This is a genomic window from Thermanaeromonas sp. (assembly GCF_021890735.1).
In the GTDB taxonomy this organism is placed as follows: Bacteria; Bacillota; DSM-521; order Neomoorellales; family Neomoorellaceae; genus Thermanaeromonas.
On the sequence record NZ_JAKKUR010000110.1, the window covers coordinates 1 to 4,580 of the forward strand.

Genomic DNA, 4,580 nt, shown 5'->3' on the forward strand with positions numbered 1-4,580 from the left:
TACCGGGTACATGAGGAACCGGCGCCGGACAAGCTGGAGGAGCTAAACGCCTTCCTGGGTCACTTTGGATTTTATGTACGGCGAGATGGAGAAGGCCGTGTACATCCTAAAGTCCTCCAGCGCCTACTGGAGGAAGTCCGGGGCAGACCAGAAGAGCGGGTGATCCATACCGTAGTCCTTCGCTCCCTTATGCGGGCTCGTTACGCTCCAGAAGCCCTGGGTCACTTCGGGTTGGCCTCGAAGTATTACTGCCACTTTACTTCTCCTATCAGGCGTTACCCAGATCTAGTGGTGCACCGCATTTTAAAGGAGGTGTTAGCCAAGGGTAGACTACATCCCCGGAGGATGGAAAAACTAAAGGAGTTTGTAGCCAAGGCTGCGGATCACGCTTCCGAGCAGGAGAGGGTAGCGGAAGAGGCAGAAAGGGAATCCCTTACTTTAAAAATGGTGGAATTTATGAAAGATCGCTTAGGTGATGTTTACCCCGGCATTATAAGTGGAGTGGCGCCCTATGGATTTTTCGTGGAACTTGAGAATACCGTGGAGGGGTTGGTCCACGTCTCTACTCTGACCGATGATTATTATCAATTCCAGGAAGAACAGTTAGCTTTAGTAGGCCAGCACCGGGGCCGTAGTTTTAAAATCGGGCAACCCGTCCGTGTACAAGTTGTCAGGGTTAGTGTAGAGGCCCGGCAGGTGGATCTTGAGCTGGTAGAAACCTGTTAAGAAAGCTTTTTAGGCATATTTTATTTCGAGGGAAAGATTATATTGCAGAAAGGAGAGTGGGGCCTTTGCGTGAGCTTAACAGAATCGGCGTAATCAGTGATACACATGGAGATGTGGCGGCGTGGGAGAGGGCTTTGGAAATCTGGGGGCCTGTGGATTTAATCGTTCATGCCGGCGATGTGTTGTACCATGGGCCGCGGAACCCTTTAGTTCAAGCCTACCGTCCACCAGATCTGGCCGAACTCATCAATGCTTCCCAGATACCCGTACTTATAGCCCGGGGAAATTGCGATGCCGATGTGGATCAACTAGTCTTGGATTGGCCTTTGCAGAGCCAGATGGTGCTGGTACAGACACCCTATGTTCGCCTTGTCGCTACCCACGGGCAGGGTATGGATAAGGTGGAAATGGTGGAGCTGGCCAAGCGCTACCGGGCAGATATATTTATCTTCGGCCATACCCATGTGCCTGTATTAGAAAAGGTGGAAGGTGTTATTTTGCTTAACCCTGGAAGCCCTGCCTTGCCTAAAGGCCAGGAAGGGCCCACAGTAGCTGTTATCGATGAAAAGACTGTTTATCTTAAGGCCTTGAAAGAAGGGAGAACTCTAGGCCAGATTAAGCTTTCTTAAAAACAAGGGATCTTAGGTAGTTTGTCGAAATTAAAAAACAGGAGAGTAAATATAACAAAAATCGAAAGCGCTTTCAAAACCTTGGAGTGCGGAGAGGTGGAAACAAGTTGAAGCCTTTAAACAAAGCCTTACTTGGAAGCGAGTATCCACAAGGATTGCCGGAGCGGGTCATCCAATTCGGCGAAGGAAATTTCTTGCGGGCCTTTGTAGACTGGATGTTCCATAAGCTAAACAAACAAGGTCTGTTTAACGGGCGGGTGGTGGTAGTACAACCCTTACCCCAAGGCCTGGCTGATAAATTAAACGAGCAAGATGGGCTTTATACTCTCTTCCTTTATGGCTACCAGGAAGGGGAGCTAGTGGAGAAGAGGGAGATAATAAGCTCCATAAGCCGGGCCTTAAACCCGTATACCCAGTGGGAAGAGGTTTTAGCTTGTGCAACAAATCCAGATCTAGAGTTCATAATTTCTAATACCACGGAAGCAGGCATCGCTTATGATCCCGAAGATAGCCTGGACCTAAATCCTCCTCGCTCCTTCCCCGGCAAGCTTGCAGCTTTCCTTTACCGGAGGTTCCAACACTTCCAAGGTGATCCCCAAAAAGGGATGATTCTTTTGCCATGCGAGCTTATCGAACGCAATGGTGACAACCTTAAGCGTATCGTCTTACAGTTAGCCCAGGATTGGGGCCTGCACGCAAAGTTCCGGGAGTGGGTAGAGCATTGTAACCTCTTCCTCAATACCCTGGTGGACCGGGTAGTACCTGGCTATCCCCGTGACCGGGCAGAAATACTAGTCCAGGAGCTAGGTTACCGGGACGATCTTATGGTTGTAGGGGAGCTTTTTCACCTTTGGGTAATAGAAGGGCCAGAGGAAATAAAAGAGAAGCTACCCTTCCACCGGGCCGAACTCAATGTAGTGTGGACATCGGACCTTACCCCTTATCGCACGCGCAAAGTTAGAATACTAAACGGGATTCACACAGTTACCGCGGCTCCCGCTTTTTTAGCTGGAGTAGATACGGTAAGGGAAGCCGTAGAGCATCCGGTTTGGGGTTCTTTTATGAAAGAGGCTATATTTGAGGAGATCATTCCTTCTATGGATTTAGATATGGAGATGCTCAAGGAATTTGCGCGGGAAGTTTTGGAGCGCTTCCGTAATCCCTATATCATCCATTATTGGCAGAGCATTCTCTTAAACACCACCTCTAAATACCAGACCAGGGTTTTGCCTTCTATCCTGGGGTACTTAGAAAAAAAGGGAACCCTTCCCCCAAGGCTAGTCTTCTCCTTAGCTGCTCTGGCTTATTTATTCAAGGAGGGAAGGATTAGCGGGCGAAAGTTTGTAGGGAAGAGGCCTAAAGGAGAGTTTACCCTTGAGGATGATCCCACCGCCCTCGCCTTCTGGCAAGAAGCCTGGAGAAGGTACCAGGGGACGGAAGAGAGCCTCCAAGAGGTGGCAAGCTTTATTTTACGGAGGGGCGATATTTGGGGGCAGGATTTAACTTCCCTTCCTGGGCTGGCGGATATTCTTGCCCGGTATCTGGAAGCTATAATAAGCCAGGGAATCCAAGCAGCCTTGTCAAAGTGTTCGGAGTGAACCCTTGCTGGCCATCCAGTAAAGCCGGCGGGTTACCAGATCGGCAGGTAACTTTTATGGCGAGGGCCCTATTTAGCCATGGCCGAGGTACAGGAATTTCCGGTGAGCTACTCCTTTTACCATAGCCGAGGTACCTGCCTTCATTTGAGGTGACATTCTCTATGAGCAAAGCCCTGCACATAAATGATAAGGACAATGTAGCTGTAGCTTTAGTTTCCTTGCCAGCAGGCGAAATAATTCGGGTAGGAGGATATGAAGTTAAGCTCCTCGACCCCCTAAAGCCCGGCCATAAATTTGCGTTAAAACCCATTCCGGAAGGAGGGGAAGTAATAAAATACGGTTTTCCCATTGGCCGGGCCACCCGCTCCATCCAGCCTGGTGAATGGGTTCACACCCATAATCTCGTTAGTGGCCTTAAAGAGTTGCAAGAGTACACTTATAATCCCCGGCCAACCCCAGCGGACCGGTCCGGGGGACGAGAGGAAATGAGCCTTACTTTTTCCGGCTTTCTCCGTCCCGATGGGCAGGTAGGGGTGCGCAATGAAATCTGGATTATCCCTACCGTAGGTTGTGTAAACCAACTTGCCGAAAACTTATGCATGCTAGCCCGCCAGCGTTTTTCCAGTTTTCCCCACATAGACGGCTTTTACGCCCTTAAGCACCCTTATGGCTGCTCCCAGCTAGGGGAAGACCATGTCAACACCCGGAGGCTCTTAAGTTCCCTCTGCCACCACCCGAATGCTTCTGGGGTGCTGGTGTTGGGCCTGGGTTGCGAGAACAACAGGATGGAGGAATTTAAGGAAGCCTTAGGAGGGTTTGAGCCCCGGCGGGTGAAATTCCTTGTAGCCCAGGAAGCAGGAGATGAGCTAGAGGAGGGTCTAAAGCTTCTGGATGAGCTTGTCCGGTACGCGCAAGAATTTAAAAGAATCCCTTGCCCTATAACTGAACTTAAAGTGGGTCTTAAATGCGGCGGCTCAGACGCTTTCTCTGGGATCACCGCCAACCCCCTCGTAGGCCTGGTGGCCGACTATATCGTATCCCAGGGTGGAACAGCAGTTTTGACCGAGGTGCCGGAGATGTTCGGTGGTGAAACTATACTTATGGACCGGGCTGTTAATGAAGAGGTATTTAAAAAGATTGTCCACCTTATAAATAGCTGGAAGAAATACTACCTTGACCACGGCCAGCCAGTCTATGAGAATCCTTCGCCGGGCAACAAGGAAGGCGGGATTACCACCCTGGAAGAGAAATCTTTAGGTTGCGTACAAAAAGGTGGAAGCTCTGCGGTGGTGGATGTGCTGGAATATGGTGAGCGGTGCCGGGTTAAGGGGTTAAACCTCTTAAGTGCTCCGGGTAATGACCTGGTATCTTCCACCGCCTTGGCCGCCGCCGGGTGCCAAGTTGTCCTTTTTACCACCGGCCGGGGTACACCCTTCGGTACCTGCGTGCCCACGGTGAAGATCGCCAGTAACAGCACAATTTATTCTAAAAAACCCCATTGGTTTGATTTTAATGCTGGGCGGATACTGGAGGGTGAGGGGATGGAAGATCTGGCCTTAAAGCTTTTAGATCTTGTCCTAAAGGTTGCTTCCGGCAAGCAGGTCAAAGCAGAAATTATGGGTTATCG

General features: G+C 50.2%; 4 protein-coding genes. All 4 read left to right on the forward strand.

All coding sequences use genetic code 11. The annotated features are described in order from the left end of the window. Positions 1–726: RNB domain-containing ribonuclease (locus L5656_RS10635; protein WP_297202771.1), on the forward strand; the 726-nt coding region annotated here is incomplete at its 5' end. 65 nt (positions 727–791) lie between these two features. After that, positions 792–1,355: a phosphodiesterase gene (yfcE, locus tag L5656_RS10640; RefSeq protein WP_297202774.1), complete on the forward strand. Its 564-nt coding sequence runs from the start codon at positions 792–794 to the stop codon at positions 1,353–1,355. A 107-nt stretch (positions 1,356–1,462) separates the two neighbouring features. Continuing rightward, complete coding sequence (locus L5656_RS10645; RefSeq protein WP_297202776.1) at positions 1,463–2,953, forward strand: tagaturonate reductase; 1,491 nt, start codon at positions 1,463–1,465, stop codon at positions 2,951–2,953. 161 nt (positions 2,954–3,114) lie between these two features. Continuing rightward, positions 3,115–4,580 (forward strand): UxaA family hydrolase (locus L5656_RS10650; protein ID WP_297202778.1); only part of this gene is annotated, 1,466 nt, incomplete at its 3' end.